General features: G+C 43.6%; 26 protein-coding genes. 9 read left to right on the plus strand and 17 right to left on the minus strand.

Going from position 1 to position 26,884, the window contains the following annotated elements:
* Positions 1-206: 206 nt before the first annotated feature.
* Positions 207-989, minus strand: a complete 783-nt coding sequence (gene yaaA / locus FTV29_RS03005) for a peroxide stress protein YaaA (RefSeq protein WP_005097452.1) — start codon at positions 987-989, stop codon at positions 207-209.
* 123 nt (positions 990-1,112) lie between these two features.
* On the opposite strand from yaaA, the gene FTV29_RS03010 reads away from it, so the two are divergent.
* Positions 1,113-1,745: an alpha/beta hydrolase gene (locus FTV29_RS03010; protein ID WP_005097454.1), complete on the plus strand. Its 633-nt coding sequence runs from the start codon at positions 1,113-1,115 to the stop codon at positions 1,743-1,745.
* Positions 1,746-1,888: 143 nt separating this feature from the next.
* Here FTV29_RS03010 and FTV29_RS15270 read toward each other — a convergent pair whose 3' ends face one another.
* From FTV29_RS15270 to pheA, 6 genes are all read right to left on the minus strand, one after another.
* Positions 1,889-2,014 carry a hypothetical protein gene (locus tag FTV29_RS15270; protein WP_345788758.1) on the minus strand — a complete coding sequence of 42 codons (126 nt, stop codon included), beginning with the start codon at positions 2,012-2,014 and terminating at the stop codon, positions 1,889-1,891.
* A gap of 6 nt (positions 2,015-2,020) precedes the next feature.
* Positions 2,021-2,188: a hypothetical protein gene (locus FTV29_RS15085; protein ID WP_227523637.1), complete on the minus strand. Its 168-nt coding sequence runs from the start codon at positions 2,186-2,188 to the stop codon at positions 2,021-2,023.
* 119 nt (positions 2,189-2,307) lie between these two features.
* Positions 2,308-2,670: a hypothetical protein gene (locus tag FTV29_RS03020; protein ID WP_159516052.1), complete on the minus strand. Its 363-nt coding sequence runs from the start codon at positions 2,668-2,670 to the stop codon at positions 2,308-2,310.
* Positions 2,671-2,769: 99 nt separating this feature from the next.
* Complete coding sequence (locus tag FTV29_RS03025; RefSeq protein ID WP_180075046.1) at positions 2,770-5,016, minus strand: bifunctional prephenate dehydrogenase/3-phosphoshikimate 1-carboxyvinyltransferase; 2,247 nt, start codon at positions 5,014-5,016, stop codon at positions 2,770-2,772.
* 3 nt (positions 5,017-5,019) lie between these two features.
* Positions 5,020-6,111, minus strand: a complete 1,092-nt coding sequence (hisC, locus tag FTV29_RS03030) for a histidinol-phosphate transaminase (protein ID WP_005170231.1) — start codon at positions 6,109-6,111, stop codon at positions 5,020-5,022.
* Positions 6,112-6,177: 66 nt separating this feature from the next.
* The gene (gene pheA, locus FTV29_RS03035) at positions 6,178-7,287 is read right to left on the minus strand and encodes a prephenate dehydratase (protein ID WP_005170229.1); all 1,110 of its coding nucleotides are present in this window, start codon (positions 7,285-7,287) and stop codon (positions 6,178-6,180) included.
* A gap of 488 nt (positions 7,288-7,775) precedes the next feature.
* Here pheA and FTV29_RS03040 point away from each other — a divergent pair, with 488 nt between their 5' ends.
* A complete protein-coding gene (locus FTV29_RS03040) occupies positions 7,776-8,294 on the plus strand; it encodes a DJ-1/PfpI family protein (RefSeq protein WP_005097462.1) in 519 nt (172 codons plus the stop codon).
* Between the two features lie 85 nt (positions 8,295-8,379).
* On the opposite strand, the gene FTV29_RS03045 is transcribed toward FTV29_RS03040, so the two are convergent.
* Positions 8,380-9,522 (minus strand): acyl-CoA dehydrogenase family protein, encoded by a 1,143-nt coding sequence (locus FTV29_RS03045; RefSeq protein ID WP_180001318.1) that lies wholly within the window; start codon positions 9,520-9,522, stop codon positions 8,380-8,382.
* Positions 9,523-9,674: 152 nt separating this feature from the next.
* Positions 9,675-11,018: a dicarboxylate/amino acid:cation symporter gene (locus FTV29_RS03050; protein WP_005097464.1), complete on the minus strand. Its 1,344-nt coding sequence runs from the start codon at positions 11,016-11,018 to the stop codon at positions 9,675-9,677.
* Positions 11,019-11,425: 407 nt separating this feature from the next.
* Here FTV29_RS03050 and FTV29_RS03055 point away from each other — a divergent pair, with 407 nt between their 5' ends.
* Positions 11,426-12,427, plus strand: a complete 1,002-nt coding sequence (locus FTV29_RS03055; RefSeq protein WP_074383310.1) for a glycosyl transferase family protein — start codon at positions 11,426-11,428, stop codon at positions 12,425-12,427.
* An 85-nt stretch (positions 12,428-12,512) separates the two neighbouring features.
* Here FTV29_RS03055 and FTV29_RS03060 read toward each other — a convergent pair whose 3' ends face one another.
* Positions 12,513-12,785 (minus strand): YeaC family protein, encoded by a 273-nt coding sequence (locus FTV29_RS03060; RefSeq protein WP_005097466.1) that lies wholly within the window; start codon positions 12,783-12,785, stop codon positions 12,513-12,515.
* A gap of 3 nt (positions 12,786-12,788) precedes the next feature.
* On the minus strand, positions 12,789-13,727 hold the full coding sequence (locus FTV29_RS03065) for an NAD(+) kinase (protein WP_005097467.1): 939 nt from the start codon (positions 13,725-13,727) through the stop codon (positions 12,789-12,791).
* Between the two features lie 192 nt (positions 13,728-13,919).
* On the opposite strand from FTV29_RS03065, the gene mrcB reads away from it, so the two are divergent.
* Together mrcB and FTV29_RS03075 are read left to right on the plus strand one after the other, a co-directional pair.
* On the plus strand, positions 13,920-16,310 hold the full coding sequence (mrcB, locus tag FTV29_RS03070; RefSeq protein WP_180075047.1) for a penicillin-binding protein 1B: 2,391 nt from the start codon (positions 13,920-13,922) through the stop codon (positions 16,308-16,310).
* Positions 16,311-16,324: 14 nt separating this feature from the next.
* Positions 16,325-16,867, plus strand: a complete 543-nt coding sequence (locus FTV29_RS03075; RefSeq protein ID WP_005170216.1) for a hypothetical protein — start codon at positions 16,325-16,327, stop codon at positions 16,865-16,867.
* 37 nt (positions 16,868-16,904) lie between these two features.
* On the opposite strand, the gene FTV29_RS03080 is transcribed toward FTV29_RS03075, so the two are convergent.
* The gene (locus FTV29_RS03080; protein ID WP_180049250.1) at positions 16,905-17,804 is read right to left on the minus strand and encodes an NUDIX domain-containing protein; all 900 of its coding nucleotides are present in this window, start codon (positions 17,802-17,804) and stop codon (positions 16,905-16,907) included.
* A 139-nt stretch (positions 17,805-17,943) separates the two neighbouring features.
* Between FTV29_RS03080 and hemP the strand changes: the two genes are divergently transcribed.
* Positions 17,944-18,114 (plus strand): hemin uptake protein HemP, encoded by a 171-nt coding sequence (gene hemP, locus FTV29_RS03085; protein WP_005170213.1) that lies wholly within the window; start codon positions 17,944-17,946, stop codon positions 18,112-18,114.
* A 76-nt stretch (positions 18,115-18,190) separates the two neighbouring features.
* Here the strand turns inward: hemP and FTV29_RS03090 are convergent, their stop codons facing one another.
* The 4 genes from FTV29_RS03090 to FTV29_RS03105 form a co-directional block, all read right to left on the minus strand.
* On the minus strand, positions 18,191-19,516 hold the full coding sequence (locus tag FTV29_RS03090) for a HAMP domain-containing sensor histidine kinase (RefSeq protein ID WP_005097475.1): 1,326 nt from the start codon (positions 19,514-19,516) through the stop codon (positions 18,191-18,193).
* A 2-nt stretch (positions 19,517-19,518) separates the two neighbouring features.
* Positions 19,519-20,184 (minus strand): response regulator transcription factor, encoded by a 666-nt coding sequence (locus tag FTV29_RS03095; RefSeq protein WP_100534809.1) that lies wholly within the window; start codon positions 20,182-20,184, stop codon positions 19,519-19,521.
* A gap of 153 nt (positions 20,185-20,337) precedes the next feature.
* Entirely contained in the window at positions 20,338-20,715 is a 378-nt protein-coding gene (locus tag FTV29_RS03100) for a NirD/YgiW/YdeI family stress tolerance protein (RefSeq protein WP_005170210.1), read from the minus strand.
* 96 nt (positions 20,716-20,811) lie between these two features.
* Positions 20,812-22,569 (minus strand): GspE/PulE family protein, encoded by a 1,758-nt coding sequence (locus FTV29_RS03105; protein WP_180075048.1) that lies wholly within the window; start codon positions 22,567-22,569, stop codon positions 20,812-20,814.
* Between the two features lie 215 nt (positions 22,570-22,784).
* Here FTV29_RS03105 and FTV29_RS03110 point away from each other — a divergent pair, with 215 nt between their 5' ends.
* Positions 22,785-24,044 carry an MgtC/SapB family protein gene (locus FTV29_RS03110; protein ID WP_180075049.1) on the plus strand — a complete coding sequence of 420 codons (1,260 nt, stop codon included), beginning with the start codon at positions 22,785-22,787 and terminating at the stop codon, positions 24,042-24,044.
* A 129-nt stretch (positions 24,045-24,173) separates the two neighbouring features.
* Positions 24,174-25,226, plus strand: coding sequence for a hypothetical protein (locus FTV29_RS03115; RefSeq protein ID WP_180075050.1), 1,053 nt, complete (start codon positions 24,174-24,176; stop codon positions 25,224-25,226).
* Positions 25,227-25,279: 53 nt separating this feature from the next.
* On the opposite strand, the gene tsaA is transcribed toward FTV29_RS03115, so the two are convergent.
* A complete protein-coding gene (tsaA, locus tag FTV29_RS03120; RefSeq protein ID WP_180075051.1) occupies positions 25,280-25,999 on the minus strand; it encodes a tRNA (N6-threonylcarbamoyladenosine(37)-N6)-methyltransferase TrmO in 720 nt (239 codons plus the stop codon).
* A 105-nt stretch (positions 26,000-26,104) separates the two neighbouring features.
* Between tsaA and FTV29_RS03125 the strand changes: the two genes are divergently transcribed.
* Positions 26,105-26,884: a ferredoxin--NADP reductase gene (locus tag FTV29_RS03125; protein ID WP_005097483.1), complete on the plus strand. Its 780-nt coding sequence runs from the start codon at positions 26,105-26,107 to the stop codon at positions 26,882-26,884.

Genomic DNA, 26,884 nt, shown 5'->3' on the forward strand with positions numbered 1-26,884 from the left:
GTTCAGCGATAATTCTAATTTTTTATCTAACTTAAAATTTGGGAAAGACGCTAAAAACCATATTTGTACCGAAGTGCAGCCAATCAACTCCCCTGGCACTCAATATTTAAAAAACGATTAAAGCTGGATAAATAAAATTTCAATACTCATAGCTCCCAATACCGCCTAGAAACCAATTATTCTATGCGGTAGCGGAATAACGTTATTTATGCACTGATTTGTTCATCACGTTTAAATACCAATTCACCTTTAAGTGAACTATCGGCATCAAAATAATAGCCATCGGTATTGAATGCTTTGAGTTCTTCGGCACGTTCAATTCTATTTTCAACAATAAAACGTGCCATCAAACCACGTGCTTTTTTAGCATAGAAACTAATCACTTTATATTTGCCATTTTTCTGATCCAGAAATACTGGCTTAATAATCTCTGCCTGAATTTTGCGCTCGTTCACCGATTTATAATATTCATCAGAAGCAATATTCACCAAGATCTCAGACTGGGCTGCTGCTAAATCTTGATTGATCAGATCAGTGATGTGATGTGCCCAGAAGTCGTATAAGTTATGCCCGCGAGAATTGGCCAATTTGGTTCCCATTTCCAGACGATAGGGCATCATCAGATCCAAGGGACGCAAAAGCCCATATAAACCAGACAACATACGCAAATGCTGTTGTGCAAAGTGCAGATCTTCCTGCTTTAAGCTATAAGCATCCAGACCGGTATAGACATCTCCTTTAAAGGCAAAAATAGCCTGACGTGCATTGGCTAAATTAAAATCTGGTTGCCAGTCCTGGAAACGTGCTGTATTTAAATTGGCAATTTTTTCACTGACACTCATCAAACTGGAAATTTCTGTTGCAGAAAGTGTGCGACAAGCTTTGATCAAATCCTGCGAATGTTCTAATAATCTGGCTTGAGTAAATTGGTCAGTCGGTAATGGGGTATCGTAATCGAGCGTTTTGGCTGGAGAAATTAAAGCGAGCATGGCAACCTGGTCAAAAAATGATTAATCAAACTATATCAGTCTGCTTATTTTAATTCCAATTCATGTTTTTATTCACCATAATCGTTAAAATGCGCGATTCTCCTGTTAATCATCGGTATTTATATGTCCGAGCAAATTTTCCTTCAAGGACCTGCGGGTCAGATTGAAGTTTTTGTGGATTATCCTCAGGGTGAAGTGAAAGGATTCGCGGTAGTTTGTCACCCCCATCCCTTGCAAGGTGGTACGCCCCAGCACAAGGTTCCCGTTCTATTGGCACAAATGTATATGGAACGTGGCTGTGTTGTGTATCGTCCGAGTTTTCGCGGTTCTGGTCAAAGTGAAGGTATACACGACGAGGGCTTCGGTGAGACGGATGATGTATTAGAAATCATTCGGTTTGCTCGCAGTCAGCATATTGGGCTGTCTTTTTATGCGGGCGGTTTTAGTTTTGGTGCGCATGTCATGGCAAAGAGCTATGCAGCCTTACCTGTAGAACTGCAACCCAAACAAACTATTTTATGTGGCCTGCCAACTGCAACCGTTGCCGGTATTCGCCATTATGTTACGCCAGCAATTAAAGGTGATATTCTGTTCATTCATGGTGAGGGTGATGAAGTAACCCTGCTGTCGGATATGATTGAATGGGCAAAACCACAGCGTCATTTAGTGACCGTATTGCCTGGTGCCAATCATTTCTTTACCGGCTATTTAAAGCAATTGCGGATTGCAATGACTCGCTACTTAGCGCTTGGCTAGATAATACAACCCATCAGATGATGGGTTTTTTATGCTTTTCACAGCAGTTTTTCAGCTAAGTGATAAATCACTGCCCGACATTTAGCTTGTTGTACTATATCAACAATCTTTCCACCCAAACGTTCAACGACTTTTCGGCTCGCTCAATTTTCTTCGGCTACAGGATAAATTAATCGCTGACGATTTAAGTCATCAAGGGCATAACCAACCAGAGCATCAACCGTTTCACAACCATATTTATGACCATGTGGGCTTTCCTTGATCCAAATTCCAAGCTATGGCACTTCATCCTTTAAACGATCTAAACCACAAAGCCCCATAAATTTCAGACTTTCCGCATGGCGTATCACAAACACATATTCTTCATGAGCTGCCATATTCTCTAGCCATTTTTGCCATATTGTTGCAAATGCTTGTTCAGATTCTGGCAGACCCCATGTCATAAAACGCGTCAAACTTGGGATAATCGCAGCATAAGCTTCTCATGCATCTGATGCACGAAACTAGCTGAGTATCAGACACTCACTTTGGCGTTGAGATCAAATTATAGTGGAGTTATGAATTAGTTCTTCCATTCAAACTCGCTAAAGCTTTCCTGCTCTTTTAGCGAGCTTTCTACTGCTTGTGCAAGCTGATTGAGCAGACTTCGTTCGGTAATACGATCGAGCCAATCTTGTTCTTCTTCAGGATATGAGGCAATTTCACAGACCAGATGCCCCTGCTCATCTCTGGTTTCACAACTCACAGATAAGGGCAATGCATGTTCATCCACGCTCACCGCAACCTGAGCACCACTTTGACTTAAGGTCTGAAAGCCATGTTTACCTAATGTTTCGGCAAGAAAATGCGCTACATATTCCTGGGTTTCCTGACCATCCCGGGGTTGCTGGCTTTGTGTATTGGCCATGAATTTTAATTTTCGCATCGCTACATCCTAATGGCTTTTTTCTTGTATGGGTTTAGCATAAGCAATATAAACAAAACAGCCAAGCAAAAGCTTGGCTGTTTCACATAATTTTAAAAATTATTCTGAAACTTGAATAGGCAAACCTGCAATTGAGGTCAGTTCTGTAAAGGTCGGGAAACTGGTGGCTACCGTTTCCGTACCGACAATCTTGATCTGCTCCGAATTACGTAAACCGGCAATCGAAAAACTCATTGCAATGCGATGATCATGATGCGATTCAATTTCACCACCGGTAAAGATTGGCGACCAGTCACCTGATTTGCCCTTCCCTTCGATAATAATGCCATCTTCAGTTGGGGTACAGTCAATGCCCATGGTTTGCAGGCCATCTGCCATCACCTGAATACGGTCCGATTCTTTTACGCGAAGCTCGGCAGCACCGGTCAAAATCGTCTGACCTTCGGCACAGGCAGCAGCAATAAACAGCGCCGGGAATTCATCAATCGCCAATGGCACCTGATCTTCAGGGATATGAATGCCTTTAAGCGTACGCGTACCACGAATACGGATATCTGCAATCGGTTCACCGCCAGCAATGCGTTCATTTTCAACGGTAATGTCCGCACCCATCTGTTTCAGGATTTCGATCACGCCAGTACGGGTCGGGTTGATACCAACAGCCTCTAAGGTCACATCCGAATTTTCAGTAATCGCAGCGCCGACCATAAAGAAGGCCGCAGAAGAAATATCAGATGGCACCTGGATATTGGTTCCGACCAGCTTTCCACCACCTTGTAATGAAATACGATTGCCTTCGGTTTTCACCTCATAACCAAATGCACGCAACATACGCTCAGTATGGTCACGGGTTGGTTCAGGTTCAGTCACTGCGGTTTCGCCATTTGCCCATAGGCCCGCCAGCAAAATACCTGATTTTACCTGCGCTGATGCCATTGGCAAATCGTACTGAATGCCTTGTAGTTGCTGGTTGCCTGTAATCGAGACAGGCGGAGTTCCACGTTCACCCGTGGTCTGAATCAGTGCACCCATTTCACGTAAAGGCTTGGCAATACGTTCCATTGGGCGTTTAGATAGGGATGCATCACCGGTCATCACTGAATCAAATTTCTGCGCTGCCAGCATACCGGACAGCAAACGCATTGAAGTACCTGAGTTGCCCATATAAATGGCAGACTGTGGCGCTTTAAGACCATGCATACCGACGCCATGAATGGTGACTTCACCATTTTTAGGGCCTTCGATGCTGACACCCATATCACGAAAAGCCTGCAAAGTTGCCAGTGCATCTTCACCTTCAAGGAAACCAGTCACATGTGTTGTACCTTCAGCGATGGCACCAAACATGATCGAGCGATGTGACACAGATTTGTCACCTGGCACGGTAAATTTACCTTGAAATGTCTTGGCACCCGGCTGAATGGTAAATTGTTGTGTCACTTTATTTTTCTCCATGAAAGGTTTCTTGGCGAGCATATGGTTGAAATGCTGGCGAGCTGCCTGCGCATGACCCAATAAGCCCATCAATGCTTGGGAATCTTCATCTTCGATCAATTTGCGAATCATCGCGAGCTGCTGTTCAAAGCCATCTACGGCATTCAGAACTGCTTTTTTGTTGGCAAAAAAGATGTCATGCCACATTTGTGGATCACTGGCGGCAATCCGCGAGAAATCGCGGAAGCCACCGGCAGCATAACGAAATATGTCTAAGTTGTCTTCACGTTTGGCCAGCTGTTCAACCAAGTTGAATGCCATGAGATGCGGAAGATGACTGGTATGTGCCAGCACTTCATCGTGCTTGTCCACATCCATGCAAATCACTTCGGCTTTGGCCGCTTGCCACAGTTGAATCAGCTTCTCCACGGCCCAATCGCTACTGCTTGGCAGTGGCGTCAAAATTACCTTGTGATTGGCAAATAGATCGACTTTTCCTGCATGTACACCGGTATGCTCTGCACCTGCAATCGGATGACCCGGCACAAAACCTGCTGGAAGCTGGTCACCAAAGACCGCTTTAGCCGCATCGACCACATTACCTTTGGTACTTCCCACATCAGTAATAATGACATTTTCCGTCAAATACGGCTGAATCAGCTCAAGTACTTTTTGTGTGGCACGTACCGGCAAAGCCAGAACAATCAGATCTGCACCTTTGACTGCATCTACAGGATCGGCATAGCCTGCAGAAATCAGACCAAGTGCCTTGGCATCTTCCAAAGTCTTGGACGAACGTGTCGATGCCACAATGTCATTGGCCAAGTGCTCGGCTTGAATGACACGCGCCAGACTTGAACCAATCAGTCCAAGCCCAATAAATGCAACTTTTTCAAACAATGGCTGCGACATGAATTAAGCTTTTGCCTCTAAACCCAATACTGTAGCAAGCGCGCTTAAGAATTTCGCGTTTTCTGCTTCAGTACCAATCGATACACGAATGTGGCTGGAAATACCGACCGGACGTACAATCACCCCTTGTTTCAGCAAACCGTTGAAGGTTGCTGCTGGGTCTGCCTGTACATCAACCAGAATAAAGTTAGCACGAGAAGGCACATAGTTCAGACCCAAAGCCTTAAAACCTGCTTCAAGTTGCGCCATACCGGCTTTATTTACTTCGCGAGAACGCGCGATAAAGTCTTCATCTTTCAGTGCAGCCACCGCAGCGACCATGGCCAAATGATTGACGTTAAATGGCTGACGAATACGGTTTAAATAATCGGTCACTTCAACCGATGCCAAGGCAAAACCGACACGCAGTGCAGCCAGACCATAGCACTTCGATAAAGTACGGCTGACAATCAGATTTGGATATTGTTGCAGGAATTTCAGGCTATTGAAATTTTCCGGGAAATATTCCACATACGCTTCGTCTAGCACCACAATTACATTTGCAGGGACTTTTTGCATGAAAGCTTCAAATTCGGCTTCTTCGAACCAGGTTCCGGTCGGATTGTTCGGATTGGCAATGAAGACGAGTTTGGTATTGTCCTGAATTGCTGCTGCCATCGCTTCAAGGTCATGTGAAAAACCTTTGGCAGGTACTTCAATCGCTTGTGCATTAATGGCTTGAGTGACCAGTGCATAAACCGCAAATGCGTGCTGGCTATATACCACAGAATCGCTTGAAGAAACGAAGGCACGGGCAAACATTTCTAGCAAGTCGTTTGAACCATTGCCCAGCGTAATCTGATCATGATTAAAACCAAACTGAGTTTTAATCTGATCTTTCAGGATAAAGCCACCTCCATCTGGATAACGGCCAATTTCAGCAATTTCCGCAGCGACTGCTTCTTTGACTTTATCTGAACAACCCAGCGGGTTTTCATTGGATGCCAGCTTGACGATATCGGTAAGACCCAACTCACGCTCAAGCTCACTGATCGGTTTACCTGGCTGATATGGCTTTAATTTTGAGATGCCTGAATTGGCTGGAACAAACGACATTTTAGACTTCCAATTTTAGGTATAAAACAGTGGTCAGCACCCTCGCCCTGACCACGGATAGCTGACTTAAAGTACAGCTGCAGGATATGAACCGAGCACGCGAACTTCTTTAACTAAAGGACGAATTTCTGCAATTGCAGCTTTGACATGTTCCTGCTCAATATGACCTTCAAGATCAATGAAGAACACATAAGCCCATTTTTCCGGAAGTGCTGGACGCGTTTCAATACTGGTCAAGCTGATATTGTGCTTGGCAAATGGCGCCAGAATTTCCAGCAATGCACCAGCACGGTCATGTGCAGAAATCAGTAATGAGGTTTTATCATTGCCACTTTGAGGCACTTTTTCACGGCCAATCACCAAGAAACGTGTGGTATTTTCCGGATTGTCCTCAATATTGCCATGCATAATTTCAAGATTATAAATACTTGATGCAATTTCAGAAGCAATCGCAGCAGAATGCCATTCATTTTGAATACGGCGCGCAGCCTCAGCATTAGAATTTAAAGCCACACGTTCTACACCCGGATAATGCGCGTCTAGCCATTTACGACATTGCGCCAAAGTCTGCTGATGTGCATAAATCTGTTTAATACTGTCTTTACGGGTATTTTCAGAAATCAGAAATTGATGATGAATCGGCAATTCAACTTCGCCAATCACATTCAGGTTCGAAGTTTTAAAACAGTCCAGGGTATGATTGACTACACCTTCAGAGGAATTTTCCACCGGCACCAAACCATAATGGGCACTGCCCGCCTCGACTTCACGGAAGACTTCATCAATTGTCGGTAAAGGTCGAACCACCGCATCATGACCAAAGTGCTTGAGTACCGCAGAATGGGTATAGGTTCCGACTGGCCCTAGAAACGCAATACTTTGCGGAGCTTCAAGCGCAAGACAAGCGGACATGATTTCACGGAACAGACGTGCCATGGTGGTATCCGACAATGGCCCTTCATTACGCTCCATGACATTGCGCAACACCTGTGCTTCACGTTCTGGGCGGTAAAACAGCGGACTTTCTTCTGAAGCAAACTTTGCTTTTGCAACTGCTTCAGCCAAACGTGCCCGGCGGTTAATCAATTGCTGGATTTGCTGATCAACAGAATCGATATCCTCACGAATTTTTGCCAAATCAAGAGAAGTCGTGGTGTTTTGATCGTCGTTGATCATTGTTATGTCGCCCTTCATAAACCTTATCTGTTCAGTATAACAATAGTGAGCTTTAAAATGTTACGCAATATGACATTGCTAGATTAAGTCTTAAAAACAGACAGTTGGTTTTAACCACTCATCGCTTTTAGTCATATCTGGTAACATTTAGTTCAGCATTTTGGCTTGATTTACATTATCAAATTGTAAACTTAGCCTCTCCATCTTAACTGATTTTAATGAATATGAAATATCACTATTTCTTAATCTATATAGCGGTTTTAAGCATAAGAAAATTAAAATAATAGCTTTGTACATGTCTTTTTTGACCTATTAAAATCTGAGATATCTTTCACAATAAAATGCACGCTCCTCAAGCTCATTTCTCTTATTTAATATTGATTTTCCTAGATTTTTTACATGAAATTACTACTCTGTTACAAAGCAGAGACGTTTTTTCAACCTTTAACAGCTAGTCTAATTTAAATCATGAGTTGGGGGGATCAATCATGCCAAAAAGAATAGCAGTACTTATAACAAATAATTTTGAAGACCAAGAATATCTAGAGCCAGTGGCTGCCTTGCTGGCTGCCCATCATAGCGTCTGCAATATCGAACTTAACGCCGGCAAAGTGGTCTATGGGCTGCATGGCTGTTCTGCCGTGACCATCGACCGTGGCATCGAACAAATCAGTATTGATGACTTTGATGCCTTGCTGATTCCAGGGGGCGAATCTGCGGTTTCTCTCTCTACCGATGTTCGGGTGCTACAGTTCATCCATGCCTTCAATCAGGCCAAAAAAGCTATTTTCAGTTTATGTGATGCATCCTTATTACTGTGTGAAGCAGATGTGCTGAAAAATCGGATTATTACCAGTATCCGGGCGCATGCGAGTCGCGTACAGCATGCGGGTGGAACCTATTATGATGTAGAACTGGTGAATGATAATAACCAGTTGATCTCATCGCGCCTGCCCAACGATTTGCCCATTTTTATTCATGAATGTTTGAATGTCTTGAAATCATAAAATTTAAAACAGAGTCACGGCTCTTTGCTATAGCTTGCCTGTAAAAAAAGAGTCCTTAAAAAGGACTCTTTTTTTCATTCATAAATTAACGTCCTAACAGACCACGCGCTACAATTTCTTTCATGATTTCATTGGTACCGCCATAAATCCGTTGAATACGGGCATCGACAAAGAAGCGTGAAATTGGATATTCAGTCATGTAGCCATAACCACCAAAGAGCTGAAGCAGATTGTCAGCAATCTTCATCTGCATATCGGTAGAAAAACTTTTCAATGCCGCTGCAGTTTCGACATCCAGTTTCCCTTGCATATAAAGCTCAAGATTCTGGTTATAAAAAGCTGCGGTCGCCAATTCATCAATTTTCGCTTGTGCCAAAACAAAACGAGTATTCTGGAATTGACCGATGGCCTGACCAAAAGCCTGACGCTCTTTCACATATTGCGTGGTCACATCAATAGAACCACGAATTGCACCCAAGGCTGTTGCTGCGATGGCGGTACGCTCACGCGGTAATTCCTGCATCAAATAAGCAAAACCCTGCCCCGGTTGACCGAGTAACTGGTCTTTCGGCACCTTGACATTGTCAAAGAACAGTTCCGAAGTATCTTGCGCATGCAGGCCAATCTTGTCCAGATTAGTGCCTTTTTTAAAGCCTTCCAGATGCGTGTCGGCCAGTAACAAAGAAACGCCTTTGGCACGCGCTTGCGGATCAGTTTTGACTGCCAGTACCACCAGGTCGGCATGCTGACCATTGGAAATAAAGGTTTTTGAGCCATTTAATACATAGTAATCATCCTGCAAGATGGCACTGGTACGCATGGCTTGCAAGTCTGAGCCGGCACCTGGCTCGGTCATACCAATCGCACCGACCACTTCACCGCTCACCATTTTCGGCAACCAGTGTTTCTTCTGCTCTTCAGTTCCAATATGCAAGATATAGGGTGCAGCAATATCCGAATGACAGGACAACCCTGTAGAAATGGCACTGTATCCGGCACGTGCAGACTCTTCAATCAGCATCAATGAATAATCGGTTGGCACCCCATAGCCGCCATATTCCTCCGGAACATCGACACACAAGAAACCATTTTCACCAAGTGCATTCCAGACTGAACGTGGCATCAGGCCTTCATGCTCCCATTGTTGATAATACGGTGCGACATGTTCATTCATAAAGCGTTTAAAATTGTCGCGGAATAATTCTAGATCGGCATCGTAGGCAAGCATTCTGTTGTCCTTATACTGTTTATCGTTTTATTTCCTGTTTTACAGACTATCTACTTTCAGCTTTACTGTCATGTACTGGCATCTATCTTTTACTAACTTTGCAGTCAATAAAAAAGGAAGCCGAAGCTTCCTTTTTCTTTCAAACATTAGAATTAATGGGCGTTATTGCCTTCTTGCGCCATTTTTTCATCAATTTCTGATGGATTTGCCAATGCATAGTTCAGCTTGTCCATATCGAGCTGGCCTACCCATTTTGCAACAACCAAAGTCGCCAAAGAGTTACCCACCAGATTGGTCAAGGCACGCGCTTCAGACATGAAACGGTCAATACCGAGAATCAAGGCCAGACCTGCAACAGGAATATTGCCCACAGCAGCCAAGGTTGCCGCCATCACAATAAAGCCAGAACCCGTGACACCTGCCGCACCTTTAGATGAAATCAACAGTACCAGAAGAAGGGTAATCTGATGAGACAAATCAAGTTGTGTATTGGTCGCCTGCGCAATAAAGATCGCAGCCATGGTCAAATAGATTGAAGTTCCATCTAGGTTAAATGAATAACCGGTTGGAATCACCAGACCTACCACTGATTTTTCAGCACCAGCAAGTTCCAGTTTTTTCAACATACGTGGCAATACTGATTCTGAAGAAGAAGTACCCAGTACAATCAGCAGTTCTTCACGGATCAGGCGAATCATCTTCATGATACTGAAACCCGCAAAACGCGCAATTGAACCCAGTACGATGAAAATAAACAGTACGCAGGTGATATAGAAACAAATGATCAACTGTGCCAGCTGAGCAAGCGAACCAATACCATATTTACCAATGGTAAAGGCCATCGCACCAAATGCACCGATTGGCGCAAGTTTCATTATCATGTTCACAATATTGAAGAATACATGTGAAATCTGGTCGATGAGTTTCAAGACTGGCTTGCCTTGATCACCCAGCTTATGCAGCGCGAAACCAAAAATGATCGCGAACAACAGAACCTGTAGAATTTCGCCTTCCGCAAATGCACCTACCACCGTATTTGGAATGATATTCATCAGGAAGTCGATCGTCGACTGTGACTCACCTGTAGCAACATATTTGCTGATGCCCGTGGTATCCAGTGATGCAGGATCAACGTTCATGCCTACACCTGGCTTGACGATGTTAATCACCACCAGACCGATGACTAACGCAATCGTGGAGACGATTTCGAAGTAAAGTAAAGCAACACCACCAGTTTTACCCACTGATTTCATGCTTTCCATACCCGCAATACCGCTGACCACGGTACAGAAAATCACCGGTGCGATGATCATTTTGATCAGGCGGATAAATGCATCACCCAGCGGTTTAAGCTGTTCACCCAAGCCAGGAACATACTGTTCTACACCATTGATAATTTGCGTACCACTCGGCGAGAAATGCCCGACCAGAATACCTGCAATAATAGCCACAATCACCTGAAAATACAGTGACTTATAAATCGGTTTTTTCGCCATAATAAATCTACTTGAACGATATCTGAAAATAAAAAGACCATTTTGAGAAATGCACTGATCTGTTCATCTGCTCTGAAGATGAACTGGATCAAATCTCAATAGGCTCAAGAGAATGTTCAAAATGAAAATCAGCCACGCATTCAATCTGACGCGCAGCATCAGACCAAAGTATTAAATGGGAGAAAGAGATTAAGAAAACTTAAACAAACTCTAAAAATTGTCTGAATTTTACTGAAAAATCCCATTAAATGTGCATAAAGTCTTATGCAATTGCCTGCTTTTTGCTCGCATTGAATTAGACATTAGTCGATAATCAGATTTAAATGCCTGTTTTCCGTATACTGAAAGCTTTGTTAATTTTAGACCCTCCTCATTGACCCCAATATTTGCTGCAAGCTGTATAAGTTATGAATACCAAAAGAAATATTTATAAAGATTTCGAACATCCCTTTGCCCAATATGTACGCATCGTGGGGAAAGGAAAAAATGGCGCCCGCTCCCTCAGCTATGATGAAGCCTATCAAGCCTTTAGCATGATTCTGAAAGATGAAGTGCTCGATGTGCAGCTAGGGGCGTTCTTGATGTTATTGCGGGTCAAAGAAGAGTCTGTAGATGAGTTAGCCGGTTTTGTTCAGGCCACACGCGACCAGCTTGACTTTAAGCAGCTGGATGTCGATCTGGACTGGTCCTCTTATGCAGGCAAGCGCAAGCATTATCCATGGTTTATTCTGGCAGCACTGACGTTGGCCAAGCATGGTTATACTATTGTGATGCATGGTGCCGCTGGTCATACCATGAACCGGGTTTATACCGAACAAGTGTTAACTTGCTTAGGCTATCCAATCTGTCAAAATGATGATGAAGTGGAGCAGCAATTACAGCAACGACATTTTGCCTATATCCCGTTAGAGGTGATTTCTCCGATTCTGGCAGATCTGATTGGCCTACGAAATGTAATGGGACTGCGCTCCCCGATTCATACGCTGGCTCGTTTAATTAACCCGTTTAATGCCAAAGCAACGCTGCAAGCAATTTTCCATCCGGCGTATCGGGGTTCGCACCAACAGGCGGCTTTCCGCTTAGGTTATAAAAATAGTGCGGTAATTAAAGGTGAAGGGGGCGAATTTGAGCGTAATCCGGATGCCAAAACTTTGATCTGCGGTATTAAAGATGGCGAACTGTACGAATATGAACTACCGAAACTGACTGACAATCGTAGTCCGGTTGAGGAAGAACTGGATCTGGCCTTATTTAAAGCAGTATGGGATGGTCAGCAAAGCCATGAATATGGCGAGATTGCGGTTACGGAAACCATGGGCATTGCGTTGTATAGCATGGGTGCATGTAAAAGCTATGAAGTTGCGATGCAAAAAGCCAAAGAATTATGGGTGAATCGTCACACCGTTTAAACTTTGAAATGTGTAGAAAAAAAGCATTGTTCCTTCATTGAACAATGCTTTTTTAAATATCTTTCGACTGACTCGACCTCAGTGCTTAGACAAAACGAATTGGCTTGAATTCCGGTTCATTCTTGTGATGATCATCATCACATTCCTCGCCTTCTTCTTTAGTACCGCGATCGATAAAACCGCTGCGCTCATTTTCAGGCAAGTTTTTCATTTCCCAGGCATAGACTGCCTGCATACAAGTCTGGCGTTGTTCCTGAGTTAGGGCTACACCATTTGGCCACTTTCCAATTTCAATTGCTGTTCTTAGGCGTTCAACAATCTCAGGATTGAGTACGGCAAGCATTTGTTCAATATTCATGATTTAATCCTGCTTAAAATAATCAAAGTCCTGATTCCACCCCAGTTTGGTTCGACAGGCATTATAAAAGTCATAGCCCGGTGGATGCAGAAGATTCAGTTTAAAGGGATGCTTGCGAATATGGACGCTATCGCCAACATTCAAAGACACACTGTGTTGTCCATCCGCACTGACCATCGGCAGTACGCGATTTTCACGAATCAGTAATTTAATTTCGCTGTGTCCACCGACCACAATCGGGCGTGAAGACAAGGTATGCGGATGCATCGGCACCAGCGCAATCGCATCCATACTCGGATGGACAATTGGCCCGCCCCCAGAAAGTGCATAAGCCGTAGAGCCGGTCGGCGTCGATACAATCAGGCCATCACTGTGCTGACGATAGACATACTGTCCGTCAATATTCAGTTCAAAATCGATCATATGCACCGATTTTCCTGAATGCAGTACCACATCGTTCAGTGCAATCGCATCGTAAATCACTTCGCCTTTGGAGCGAATTTCGACTTCGAGTAAAAAACGTCGCTCAGTCTGAAAATCACCTTTTAACACCTGATCCAACTTAAAGATGACTTCGGTTGGCTTAATGTCGGTTAAGAATCCCAGACGCCCCCGGTTAACGCCGATCACAGGAGTATTGTACTTGACCAGTGCGCGTGCTGCATGCAAAAGCGAACCATCCCCTCCTACCACAATGACCAGATCAACGACTTCACCAAGTAAAGCACGACTGACAGTTTGGGTATTGTTATATGGAACGAGTTCAGCTGTCGCTGCATCAAAAACAGGATGTAAGCCTAAATTCAGAAGATGATCATGAATAAGACATAAGGTTTCAACCACCGATGATTTATCAGGACGTCCTATTAACCCGATATTTCGAAAGGTTTTATGGGAAATTTGCACCAGTGTCGTCGCTCCGCTACGGATCTTGCATATCATAGCATTAAGCTATACCTGGATGATAATTTATAACAGGATGCTAGCTCGTCGCAAATTATTTGAAATATATTTGAATTAAGGAGAAATTGTGGGCTTTGATTTTAATTTTAAGCGCATTTATTGATTAAATATTGCAAAATGATTAAAAGCTTCGCATGATTAGCACAATTTCACAGGATCTTATAAGTATTTATGAAATCTGAACGTGGCATGGGGTTTTTTGCCTTAATTTTCTCGACTTTAGTCATTTCCATCTTTGTCGTATTTAGTATTTACCTGATTAAATTAGATAATATTGTACGCGAAAAATTTGAAGGTCAACGCTGGGATATTCCGGCGAAAGTTTTCGCACGTCCAATGGAAGTGTACGTCAATGCCCCAGTCAGTCAGCAGGATTTCCAACAAGAATTAAAATTACTCGGTTATAAAAACTCGGATAGTTATGCCAAGTCGGGCAATTTTGTCACTACGGGAAATACTTTATATGTACATACCCGTGGCTTTGATTTTGGTGATCGGGTTGAACCGGAACAAGTTCTGAAAGTGAGTTTTAATGCTAACCAAGTGACTGAGGTCAGCGCCACCAAGCCATCTTCTAGCGGTATTGCCCGACTGGAACCCTTATTGATTGGTGGAATTTATCCACAGCATAACGAAGACCGGGTACTGATCAAACTGAATAAAGTGCCTAAACCATTGATCGAAGCGCTCATCGCAACTGAAGACCGTAAATTCTATGAACACCATGGCGTATCTCCACGCGGTATTGCACGTGCTGTTGTCAGTAATATTACCGGTGGCAAACGTCAGGGTGGCTCGACTTTAACCCAGCAACTGGTGAAAAATTTCTATTTAACGCCTGAGCGTACCTTAAAGCGTAAAGTCAATGAAGCCTTTATGGCCATGCTGGTTGAATTACATTATGACAAGAATGAAATTCTGGAAGCTTATCTAAATGAAGTGAATCTCGGCCAAAATGGTAACTATTCAATTAATGGTTATGGCTTGGCTTCTCAGTTTTATTTTGGTCTGCCACTGCGTGAACTGAATATTTCCCAGCAGGCTTTTTTAGTCGGTCTGGTACAAGGCCCGAGTCTATATAACCCATGGCGTAATCCTGAAAGTGCGAAAAAACGCCGTGATATCGTCCTGAATAATATGCTGGTGATGGGCTATCTAAGCCAAGAACAATATGAAAAAGAAACCGCACGTCCATTGAACGTGATTTCAAAACCAACCTTGGGCCCTGCACGTTTCCCGGACTTCCTGGATATTGTGCGTCGTCAATTACGCACTGACTATCAGGAAACTGACCTGACCAATCAGGGTCTGCGTATTTTCACCACGCTGGATCCTTTGGCTCAAACCCGAATTCAGGACAGTTTTAAGCAGACAGTCGCACGTTTAACCAAATCTAATCCGGGCCGTTTAAAAGACTTGCAGGGTGCAGTTTTGGTATCGCATCCGGAAAATGGTGAACTGGTTGCAGCAGTCGGCTCGACTCAAGACTTTACCGGTTTTAACCGTACAGTAGATGCCAAACGTCAGGTGGGTTCATTATTAAAGCCTGTGATTTACCTGAGTGCACTGGAATCAAATCGTTACCATTGGGCCAGTCCGATTGAAGACAGTGAAATTAGTGTACAAAGTGATGGTAAGACCTGGACGCCGAAAAACTACAGTGGCCGTGGACATGGTGTCGTACCGATGTCACAAGCGCTGTCACAATCCTATAACCTGTCTACTGTACGTTTAGGACAAGAATTTGGTCTGTCTACCTTTATTAATCATCTGAAAAAATTTGGCGTCACTTCCGATATTCCATCCTATCCGTCTATTTATTTAGGTGCGGTGGATATGTCGCCAATGGAGGTGATGAATATTTATGGTAACTTCGCCACAGGTGGCTTTAAATATCCAACCAAGTCAATTCGTTCTGTGGTCGATGCCAATGGACGGATACTCGACCGTTATAGCTTAAGCGTACAACCGACCATTGACCCGGCTTCAGCCTATGCCCTGAATTATGGCCTGCAACAGGTCATGTCGAGTGGTACAGGCCGCGCAGCTTATAACAGTCTGCCGAGTAATCTGAATCTTGCAGGTAAATCAGGCACCACCAATGATAGCCGTGATTCATGGTTTGCCGGTTATTCAGGTAACTATATGACGGTGGTCTGGCTCGGTCTGGATGACAATAAAGTCACTGGCCTAACCGGTTCCTCGGGTGCTCTTCCGGTCTGGATCAATGTCATGAAACAGCTCCGCCAGAAACCTGTCAATCTGCCACAACCCAATGAAATTCAATGGTATTGGCTGGATCGTTATACCGGTCATTTATCTGCCCAAGGTTGTGAAGGTGCCATGTATATTCCGATTTCACGTCATGCCTTGCCAAATCAGGCCACCGCCTGCGGTATCTCCCAATATGTGACTGAACCTTACGATATCGATTCAGAACCTCAGTCATCTGATGCCGAACAGGACGATATCAGTCGTTATATACAAGAAAGTGAAACAGAAATAGAACGAGATCTCGCGAATGAAACCCGTATTATCTCGAGTGGAAGTTATAGCCATTAATTGAGTCTATGTTTATGTTACAAAAAATCATCCCTGGCCTGCTCATCCTCAGTTTGGTGGGCTGCCAAAGCTTTCCTGAGCCAGAGCCAGCTGCTCCAGCCAAACCTGCAACAGAAAAGCCTAAACCACAGACCCCAGACGGCGTCGTGATTACGCCTTATGACCGTCCTGAAATCAAACGCCAGAAAATTGTAATTCCTGAGCAAAAGCCTAAAAACCAGAAATTTGATGATGGCCGTAATCTGCCTGCTTTCAAGCGTCTTATGCAGCAAACCCAGCAGGCCTATGCCAAACAGCAATTTTCTCAAGCTGAAACCGCAGCTGTACAAGCCCAACGCCTAGCACCTCAAGCGCCTGAAACTTACCTGTATTTAGGTATGATCGCTAATCGTAAAAATCAAGCTACACGTGCAGATGCATTTGCCTTGCGTGGCTTGAGTTATGCACAATCGAATGCGATGAAGAAACAGCTTTGGCAGGTCCGTTTAAAAGCAGCACAACAGCAAAAAAATACCAAAGCAATTCAAAACGCCCAGCAGGCTTTAAAAGGACTTTAGTCTCTGTCTAAATGCTTACTAATGGAAAGCAGCTTACCTAGATATTGCGTATACCGGCAATACCGTAAGCATGCTGGCTCTGTGCATAGCTCAGATCTTCTGTTTTCAGCCCGCCCAAAGCGAAAACCGGAATCTGTACCTGTGCTGCCATCTGTTTAAATTGTTCCCAGCCTAGTGGCGAAGTATCCGGGTGCGTTTGTGTTGCAAGTACAGGACTGAGCAAAGCCGCTTCACAGCCCACCTGCTCAGCCTGCTGTAATGCCGCCAGATCATGACAGGCTGCAATATAACGATAACCTCGCATCAACTGGCCGGGTTGCACAGCCATTAATTGCGATTGTTTCAAGTGAATGCTTCGAATCGTTTGCTGCTGTAATTCATTGAGCTGTGACCAGAGTTCCTGATTAATCATGAGCTTGGAAAGCTGTTCAATCGGAAGCTGTTGTAATTGTATGACCCGTTCAGGTGTGATTTCAACGCGCCAATATAGCATCTGATCTGGATCAAGTTGATGTAAAATCGCCAGATCATCTGCGATCTTAATACGTTGTGGCCATTGCAGCTTTTGCAGCATGGACTGGTTGGCTTTGGGAAAATTCAGACTGCTCAGCTGTTCACGCGCATACCAGCTCCAGGGTGGTTGAATTCCTGACAATTGTGACTCAGACACTGACGCATGAAATATATGTAGGTTGACAATGACATCTTCATATTCATGACAGATAAAATCGAATGCATGCCACTGATCCAGATCAATCCCGACCTCTTCCAGCACTTCACGTCGACAGGCTTCAACCGGTTGCTCACCCGATTCTACTTTTCCACCTGGAAATTCATATTTGTTGCCTTGATGCTGACTGGCTTCTCGCCACCCCACAAGCACTTGATTTTTATGAAATAAGATTGAAATCGCAACATGAATATTGGGTTTAGACATCATTTTACTGCACTCGAAGTTTTACAGATTGTAAGCAAATTGCTCTATTTTATAAATTACAGAATTATTCATTGACAGACCTATTCGATAATGATTATCATTTAAATCAATCCAAAACAGATACCACGGAGTCGATGGAATGAACGCACCTTTTAGCTTGTTTAGCCGTAATAACGATAGCCATCATGCACTACCCATGCTGCACTCAAATAATCTTTTCGCACTTGGGCGTGAAATTAGAATCATGCATGCTGGTGAAGAATACCGTTTACGCCTGACCCGTAATAATCGCCTGATCCTCACAAAATAACGATAACACTCTAATCATAATAAACGTGGGAACCAGCAGTATGAATCAGCGCATACTGCTTTTTTAGCGAACTGAATTACGATTTGGCAAAACTGAGTATAACTTTCAGTCCGCCCAAATCAGAGGCCGCAATCTCAATTTCTGCTGCGTGTAATTGCATGATCTTACGACAAATCGACAGCCCCAAACCCGATCCTGAGGTACGTGTGCCTAAAGCACGATAAAACCGTTCTCCCAGATGTACCAATACTTCCCTTGCTATGCCTGTTCCCGAATTTTCAATCACTAAGCGCAAACGCCCTGCGGCATCAACATCTGTTTTTATCTCAATCCTACCTTGTTCTGGGCTATAGCGAATTGCATTATCCACCAAGTTACGAATGCAGCTAAAAATTAATTCTGCATTTGCCATGATCTGGCCATCGTCTATGCTCAGCTGCCATTTGATCTGTTTCTCTGCGGCAAAAGGCTGCAAGGCCTGTAATACCTCCTGAACAATCATTTTCAGATTTACGGCCTGTTGCGGCAACTGCTCTGCTTTTTCAGGATCCAGACGTGCCAATAAGAGTAAATTCTCCAGCACTTGCGTACCACGATTGACATCATTTTGAATCAGTTGCAGGGCTTGCGGCAACTGGGCATCATGCTGATATTGACGTTTCAATACCTGCAAACGCATCTGAATGGCAGAAAGCGGCGAGCGTAATTCATGCGATGCATCGGCAGTAAAGCGCTGTTCGGCCAGCAGTGATTTTTCCAGCCGATTCAGCATGGCATTTAACTGCTGCACAATTGGTTGCAATTCCGTGATTTCAGGATCTGGACTGTTGACCGGACTTAAATCTTCGGCCGACTTGGAACCTATGGCGCGGGAAATATTATTTAGAGGTTGTAATTGACGTTTCACGACCACATGTAAAATCAGCCATTGCAATAACCAGAGTATCAGTAAAATTCCGGCAAAACTGAAGGTGGTTTGCCATAACTCGTTAAAACGTACCGATAAAGGCTGCAGTACTTTGGCCTGCAAGCCATCCTCTTTAGCAGTTAAAATCCGGATAAAACGGCCATTTTCATAAGCAAACTGAAAGCCACTGTGTTCATTAACCCGCACACTGTTAATCAAATCATCATCGATGGACGTGGTCAAAATATCCTGATTGAGCAATAGCGCATATTGAATATCGAATTGCTCGCTGATTTCATCGACCTGATCACCTTTGGCCTGTCTGATATCACCAAGTAAGAGCTCGGAAATCTGTTCCATCAAATCATCATGCAGCTGAATGGCTTGATAACTTGAAACCCCGAGTAACAGCAACCACGCCAACAATCCTGCCAGCATGGAGCTCAGCATGGCATTCTTGATCAGGCGAGTTTGCAGGGAGACTGGTGCAGACATATTTATGCCTCGGGTTTATGCATGCGATAACCCAAACCACGGATGGTTTTAATCATCTGGCTGCCAATTTTTTTACGTAACTGGTAAATAAACACTTCAATGGCATTACTTTCAATTTCATCCCCCCAGGCATATAGCGATTCCTCCAGTTGCTCGCGGGTAATGACATGTTCCGGCTGCTGCATCAGTTTATATAAAATCTGAAATTCTTTCGCAGTCAGATCAATCGGCTGTCCAGCCTTGTTCAGGGCCTTGGCCTGGGTATCCAGACTTAAATCCTGCCATTTCAGAATATGATTTGGCGTTTGCTGTTTCAGTCTTAACTGCGCGCGCACCCTGGCAGAAAGCTCTTCCAGACTAAAAGGTTTGACCAGATAATCATTGGCACCCAAATCCAGACCTTCAACCCGGTCATCAATACTGTCCCGGGCGGTAATAAAAATCACCGGTGTATCTTTCTGTGTGCTGCGTAAGCTTTTTAGAATGTCATCTCCAGTCGCATGTGGTAGTCCGCGATCCAGTAATACGCAGTCATATTGATGCTGTTCGATCGCCAAAATGGCATGATCGCCACGCTCGACCCAGTCAATCACATAGCCGTCCATTTCCAGCCAGGTCTGAATACTTTCTGCCTGAGACTGATCATCTTCTGCCAAAAGAATACGCATGCTGTGCTCCGCTTTGCCAATCTCTCTATCTTGCCCTGAAAAATCTCCAGCCTCAAAAAAACCACATGCTTTTTTGTATGATTTGCATGTGGTTTTTTACAATTTTAGAATCCAGAGCAATCTTCAGATTCAATTCCTCTGCTCATATTAGAATTAGAAACGAAGCTGCTCGACATCAATTTCAACACGTTTTGCCGGTTTATAGTCAATATCCACTTCACCGATAATGGTCACTGGCGTTTTGGCTGAAATCGGTTTGCCTTGCCACAGTTCATCATCGATTTCTACGGTAATGCTGCCTGTGCTGTCACGGAACTGATATTTTTCATCACCAACCGCTTTAACCACATAGCCTTTAAGCTGAACCTTGCTATCATCTTTCATGCCTAGGGCCTGTTGCACTGTCATCGTTTTCGCAAAAGCAGCCTGATTTACCACGGGTTGATTCACGGCTTCATTACTTGCAACTGCGGCTGTCGCAATTGAACCCATCAGTGCGGCTGCTAAAACTGTATTCATCATCATTTTCATGGCGTATACCTCTTTGTGTATCTGTGCTTTGTTTCGATAATGCTATTAAAACAGCCGAAGATGAATTGAAACTTAAGATTGCTTCATCTTTAAAAATTAATTTAAAGGAACCACTCTCAATACTTCTTCCAGTGTGGTCATTCCTTCTACGACCTTACGCGCACCCGCGATACGCAGCGGTTCTACCCCTTCTTTTTTTGCCTGCTGGCGTAGCTGGTTTAAGTTAGCGTCGGCCCCAATCAGCTGCTTGGTTTCCAGACTCAGGGGCATAAATTCGTAAATACCAATCCGGCCTTTATAACCGGTATGACGGCATTCCTCACAACCTACGGCTTTAAAAACAAATTCCGGACGCGGTAAAGGATAGTCTGCCGCCAGATGCTGCCATTCCTGTTCATTCAGGAAGCTTTCCTGCTTGCAGTGTGGGCAGAGTTTACGCACCAGACGCTGCGCCAATACCCCGAGAATGGTGGCTGCGGTCAGAAAAGGTTGCACGCCCAGATCATGCAAACGGGTCAGACTCGACGGCGCATCATTGGTATGTAGGGTAGATAACACCAGATGCCCGGTGAGTGCCGCCTGGATCGCCATATTGGCCGTATCCTGATCACGAATCTCACCGACCATGATAATGTCCGGATCCTGACGCATCAGCGCGCGCACGCCATCGGCGAAGCCCAGTTCAATACCATTATTGACCTGCATCTGGTTGAAACTCGGTTCCAGCATCTCGATCGGATCTTCAATGGTACAGACGTTGACCTGTTCCGTCGCCAGCTGCTTCAAGGTCGAATACAGTGTTGTGGTTTTACCAGAACCAGTTGGCCCGGTGACCAGAATGATGCCGTGACTGTGACTGGTCAGATTATTCCAGTCATTGAGTAAATGCCCTTCAAAACCGAGTTGCTGAAAACTTCTGACCAGAACTTCCGGATCAAAAATACGCATCACCAGTTTTTCGCCAAATGCGGTCGGCAAGGTCGACAGACGCAATTCGGTTTCCTGTCCTTTCGGCGTTCGGGTTTTCAGACGGCCATCTTGTGGCTTGCGCTTTTCTGCCACATTCATCCGGCCCAGAATCTTGATCCGGGAAATCACCGCTGTCAGCGTATTGGCCGGCATGTTATAAATGGTATGCAACACCCCATCGATTCGAAAGCGAATCTTGCCCGTACCTTTGCGCGGTTCCATATGAATATCACTGGCACCCTGCTCAAAGGCAAATTGCAGCATCCAGTCCACCAGTTTGACAATATGCTGGTCATTGGCATCCGGATTTTGCGAATCGCCCAGTTGCAGCAAGGCTTCGACGCCCTTATTTTCCCGGTCATAGGCAGAGGATTTCTGCGATCCACTGACTGCACGACTGACCTGATAATATTCAGTAATATAACGTTGTAACTGTTCCGGATTCAGCAGCACCCGTTGGATTTTTTTCGGGGAAATATTCTGTTCAAGATTAGAGACCCATTCAGTCTTATACGGCTGATCGGTCGCGATCAGGACTTTATCGGCCTGAATCTCAACGGCCAGAATATGGTTGCGTAGTGCATATTCCTGTGACATGACATGGGTCAATGCCTGTACGTCCGCTTTTAAAGGATCGATGATATAGAACATTAATCCGGTTTTTTCGGCCAGCCACTGACATAAGCGGTTCAAGGTCAATGTGGTTTGCGGATGGGATTGATCAATAAGATTGAAGTTGGCCAGCCACTGTAAAGGATGCCATTTTAATTGTTCACGTTGACGATGGGTGGTCTGTACCAGCATCCGGTCACGTTCACTGATTTTACCATCTTTAAACAGTTGGTCTAAACACCAGGCAGTATCAATTTCAAAGTCAAATTTCATTGTTATCAATCCCCAAATCTGCCTTCACTATAACAAGTTTTTGTTATTTTTCGCATTACCCAGTTAGCAATGTCAGTGACTTTTGCTGAATGGATTTAAAAATACTGAGATGCCTCGACCGTTATTCAATCTTTACTGTATTTCCAGCTTGCCGCGCTCTAGAAGAATCGCCTATATTTCAAACAGCATGTTTTGTTAGGTGGCTGAGGTGAAACTTGGATTTTAGCGCGGTACCCCTGAATAGCAGTAGCTCTTTTCAGGAGCTTCTGGCCATCCTGACGGCGGCTTTAGGCTGTGGTTTGTTAATTGGCCTGGAACGAGAGCGTCATAAACAACGTGAACATCAACCCAGTTTTGCCGGTTTACGCTCTTTTGCCATCTGTGCCTTATTGGGTGCGCTATGCTTCCTGTTCGGTATGAGTATTGGACTTGCCGGTGCGCTGATTGTGGGTGGCATGGTGATTTTTTCAATCCGAAATCAGCCTGAAGATCCTGGCATTACCACAGAACTCGCCTTTCTCATGACGTATTTTATTGGGGCAATCTGTCTTTGGAATATCCCCTTGGCCGCAGGGCTCGCGGTCATGCTGACGACTATTCTGATGGCCAAACACTCCCTGCATAATATTGCCGGACAATGGATTACCGAAGCAGAGTTTAAAGATGGGCTATTATTACTTGCCCTGATTCTGATCGGCCTGCCACTAACACCCGACACGCCTTTATGGGGAGAAGTCCTCAACCCGCACCTGATCTTGAGACTACTCACTCTGATTCTGGTGGTACAGGCACTTGCTCACGTGGCCAAACGGCTTTTATCCAGTAAAAATGCCCTCATGCTATCCTCCCTCGCTTCAGGTTTTGTCTCGAGTACTGCGACCATTGCCCATTTAGGTCTACAGGTACGCAAAGGTGAGGTCGATGCTAAATCCAATGCAGGCGCAGCACTCATGTCCTGTATTTCGACCCTGATACTATTATTTATTGTCGTTGGAGGGGTGTCGTGGAGCTGGCTGAAAATTCTGATTTTACCCTCCCTGGTTGCGATGGCCATTTTGGCTGCTTGTGCATTTCTGCTATTACGTAAAGCCAAGCCAGCGGAGAACTGTGCAAAGAAAGAAGATAGTCAGATGTTTAGCCTGAAGGAGGCGGTAATTATTGCTGTCACCTTGACATTGATTCAGGCTGGAATTTATGGGCTAGAGCTATTACTAGGAGATGCGGGTTTGCTGGCAGGTACCTTGTTCGCATCTTTATTTGAAATTCATGCCGCAATGGCAAGCGTGGTCATTCAAGGAGATCCATCCAATACCCGGCTGATCTATGCCCTGCTTTTAGGGCTGGGCGCACATGCTGTAGCCAAGTCAGTCAATGCTGCTGTAACAGGTGGTTTCAAATTTTCCCTGTACTTTGCGCCAGTACAGATTTTGCATATGGCGGTGTTGATTGGTATTTTGTGGTGGATGACATTTTGATTGTTAAGTATATTTAAATATTTAATTTTTATATATTTTGCAAATTTAATTTTGATATTTATTCGCTATAATTAGTCTGCTTTATTTTAAAAAACAATTTTATTACTACGATTTTTTATAGGGATTTTTATGAAATTTAAGAATTTATCACTCGCAATTTTTAGTGCATTCATGCTAAGTGCTTGTGGTGGGGGATCCTCTTCTTCTGATTCAAACCCTGGAACTGGAACTGGAACTGGAACTGGAACTGGAACTGGAACTGGAACTGGAAATACTACAACAAATGATTCTGAATGGTCTGCCTATTCTCCTTCATATTTTACTGGCTCCGATTATTTATTCGACAAACTCACTTTTACGAGTAAAGGAGATACGCAGTATGTCCGTGTAGACTATTTAAGCAACCTAAAAGATATGGAAAATCTTGATATAAATGAACTGTATATTTTTGGTGATTACTTAACCAATGAAGGTCTGTACGAATTAGAGTTAAATAAAGATCCTGAATTAGGCTATAAAATTGGATCACTTCTAAAAAACTCGGTGACTGAGAAAACTTATATTCCATCCTCTAAAATTGGACATACAGGCCTTCAATTAACTGAAAAATATGAGTTAGTCGATCTATCGGGTAAACTATTGGGTGAATACATAGATACTCATCTGTATCTAGTCTCTTTAGAACCTAAGCTGGATAATTATGGTGATTTCGCACAATTTTATCTTTCCAAACTTAAAGGCAAGACATTTCCAAATGGCTCAAAGTGCTTAAGAGGATTAAGTTTATCTTCGAGTAAAGACTTCATTATGATGTATAAAAATCCATATGAGACTTATGATAGTTTCCAGAACATATTCTCTGAGGGATATAAAACTATAAATTTAGGTAGTTATAACGCTTTCATCTCGAATTCAATTTACCCAAATGAATATATTAGTGCTCTTGTGCAAGTTGATAATAAATATCGTATGGGCGAGTACAATAAATCAGGTATCTATTACTCTTTAAATAAAGAAATTGAAATTGAAACACAAATTTTAAAAGACCTTAAGTCTGATAATCTTACAGATGCAGAGGAAATTTTAGAACAAGAGTTATATATTCAATCTTTACAAAAAGAATGTACTGTTTTCAACTCTACTGCTAGTCAAGAAATTGATAAATATCGTAAATTGAAGTAAAAATATGACTAGAGATAAGCGTATATAAGATACGCTTATCTTAGTTTCTTCAATCACAATTCAGTATATTCTATTTCTGATATATAAACAGATAACTCTCTTACCAAAAACCTCACATCTAAATCCGCAAACTTCATTCCATAAACCCGTTCCTCATCATCCTGATAAGCAGGTCTCGGATCCAAAGAGAGAACTTTTTCGAGTTCTTGCAGTATTTGTGGAGAAACTTTTCCCTTACTCATGAACTGCTGTTTTTGCTGCTCTGCCTCTTCTGTCCAAATTACCGATTTACGTTGTGGCTCATCCTGTGCATAACCACTTTGTGCCTCAATCACGGCATCTGAATACTGAATATAGGGTTTGATATCGACAATCGGCGTTCCATTCACTAAATCACTTCCATTTAGATACACACGTACATTCTTGCCGATCTTCTTGACTTCTTTGAGTTGAACGACTGACAAGCCAATCGGTGCTGGACGATACATGCTCCGTGTCGCAAAAACGCCAATCTTCTGATTGCCGCCCAAACGTGGTGGACGTACTTGCGGACGGAATTTCGCATTCTCTTGATATTTATTATCATGAAACTGCCAGATCAGCCAGAGATGACTAAAAGCCTCAATTCCTTCAAATGCCAGCAAATCATTATAGGGGCCGACCATTTCGATATAACTTTCGACCTGCACCAGATTGGGCTGCCGTGGAATACCAAATTTTTCTTTATAGGGTGATTGCATATAACCAATAATCGGCAACTTAATTTCAGTCATCATCACTTTTTTTGATAAGCTCAATTAAATATATTCAGTTTATAGAGAATGGATTTAGTTTAGAATAGCAAGTTGTTCTAATTTGATAACTTATTGAGACCTTTAATGGCTGCTTTTAACGTCGAAAAGATTACTCACGTCCACCACTGGAATGATACTTTATTCTCTTTTAAAACGACTCGTGACACTGCTTTACGTTTTAAAAACGGTCAGTTTGTAATGATCGGCCTTGAAGTCAATGGCAAGCCCTTAATGCGTGCATATTCAATTGCAAGTGCCAACTACGAAGAAGAGTTAGAGTTTTTCTCAATTAAAGTGCCGGATGGCCCACTGACTTCCATTCTACAAAAAGTAAAAGTCGGCGATGACATCCTGATTTCTAAAAAACCGACAGGTACTTTGGTGCTAGATGACCTGAACCCAGGTAAAAACTTGTATCTTCTGTCTTCAGGCACTGGCCTTGCACCATTCTTGGCGACCATCCGTGATCCTGAAACTTATGAACGTTTTGAAAAAATCATTATCGTGCATGGTACCCGTTTCATTTCTGAACTGGCTTATCAAGATTTGATTTTGAATGAAGTACCAAATCACGAATTCTTCTCAGAGCTTGGTGCAAAAGAAAAATTAGTGTACTACCCAACCGTAACCCGTGAAGAATATCCGAACCAAGGTCGCGTTACGACTGCAATTGAAACCGGCGAACTGTTTGAAAAAATTGGTCTGCCACGTTTTAACCCGGAAACGGATCGCGCTATGTTGTGTGGTAGCCCGGCCTTCCTCGACGATGTGGCTGCACTTCTAGACCAACACGGTCTAAAAGAGTCACCTAAAATGGGTGTTCTAGGCGATTACGTGATTGAACGTGCATTCGTGGAAAAATAA

The sequence above is a fragment of the Acinetobacter sp. YH12254 genome (assembly GCF_013417415.1).
Lineage (GTDB): Bacteria > Pseudomonadota > Gammaproteobacteria > Pseudomonadales > Moraxellaceae > Acinetobacter > Acinetobacter pseudolwoffii.